This window comes from Oleiphilus sp. HI0132, assembly GCF_001635845.1.
The window spans coordinates 1-1,529 of the sequence record NZ_LWGJ01000446.1; the positions used below are offsets into that span (position 1 = coordinate 1).

General features: G+C 44.9%; 2 protein-coding genes. Both read left to right on the plus strand.

Annotation, left to right across the window (positions count from 1 at the left end; all coding sequences use genetic code 11):
- A partial coding sequence (locus A3766_RS05520; protein ID WP_156508713.1) for a DUF444 family protein occupies positions 1–351 on the plus strand: 351 nt, incomplete at its 5' end.
- On the plus strand, positions 348–1,529 hold a 1,182-nt coding region (locus tag A3766_RS05525; RefSeq protein WP_068641869.1), incomplete at its 3' end, for a SpoVR family protein. The genes A3766_RS05520 and A3766_RS05525, both read left to right, overlap by 4 nt.

Sequence of the window (1,529 nt, forward strand, 5' to 3'; positions counted from 1 at the left end):
TCACGGGAAACAGGCGGGACCATCGTTTCTAGCGCATTGGAGTTAACTAGAGAAATCATCCACAAGCGTTACCCTGCGTCAGACTGGAATATATACTGCGCACAAGCCTCCGATGGTGACAACTGGAGCGATGACTCACCCAAGTGCTCGAGGCTCTTGAAAGACGATATTCTACCTCTCGTGCAATATTTTGCTTACATTGAGATTACTAAGCTAGATCATCAAATGCTGTGGCATGAATATGAAAAACTGGCTAAGGAGTTTGAGGACTCTTTCGCCATGCAAAACATTAAAGACGAGAGTGACATCTACCCTGTCTTCCACGAATTATTTCAGAGGAAGCCGGCATGACAGATAAAGACAACAAACAAAATGAAGAGCGTAAAAAGAGTTATATTGCGACTGGCTCGGAATGGTCATTTGAACAGCTAGAACGCTTTGATGATGCCATTTCAGACATAGCAAAAGAATATAAGCTAGACACCTACCCTAACCAAATTGAAGTGATTAGCTCTGAGCAAATGCTCGATGCCTATTCCTCGGTCGGTATGCCTCTAGGCTATTATCACTGGTCTTACGGGAAACAGTTCCTACAAAACGAAAAAGGTTATAAGCGCGGCCAAATGGGGCTCGCCTATGAGATCGTTATTAACTCTAACCCATGTATCGCTTACTTGATGGAAGAGAATACCTTGATGATGCAGGCCTTAGTCATCGCGCATGCATCATATGGTCATAACTCTTTTTTCAAAGGCAACTACCTGTTCCGCACCTGGACCGATGCCAGCGCAATAATAGACTACCTTCTGTTCGCCAAAAACTATATTGCAAAGTGTGAAGGCCGTTATGGCGTCGATACCGTAGAAACCTTTCTAGACTCCTGCCACGCAGTAATGAATTACGGTGTTGACCGTTATAAGCGCCCTGCTCCTATATCAGCTGAAGAAGAATTGAAACGACAAGAAGAGCGCGAGTTCCATCTGCAGCAGCAAGTTAATGAGCTGTGGAGAACCATTCCTGTCAGCGGCGACAAAGAAGAAGCCGAGAAAGATCAACGCTACCCTGAAGAACCGCAGGAGAATCTGCTTTATTTCTTTGAGAAGAATGCCCCCATGCTTGCCCCATGGCAACGGGAAGTACTACGTATCGTGAGAAAAATTGCCCAGTATTTCTACCCGCAAAGACAAACTCAGGTAATGAATGAGGGTTGGGCAAGCTTTTGGCACTACACCATCATGAATACGATGTATGACAAAGGTTTGGTGAATGAAGGCTTTATTATCGAGTTCTTAAAATCACACACAGCGGTGGTCTATCAACCTCCCTTTGATAGCCAATGGTACAGCGGCATCAACCCTTATACGCTTGGTTTTGCCATGTTTCAGGATATCAAACGTATCTGCCAACAACCTACGGATGAAGATCGACAATGGTTCCCAGATATCGCGGGCACAGACTGGCTGGAAACACTCGATTTTGCCATGCGAAACTTTAAAGATGAAAGCTTTATCCTACAGTTCCTTTCACCT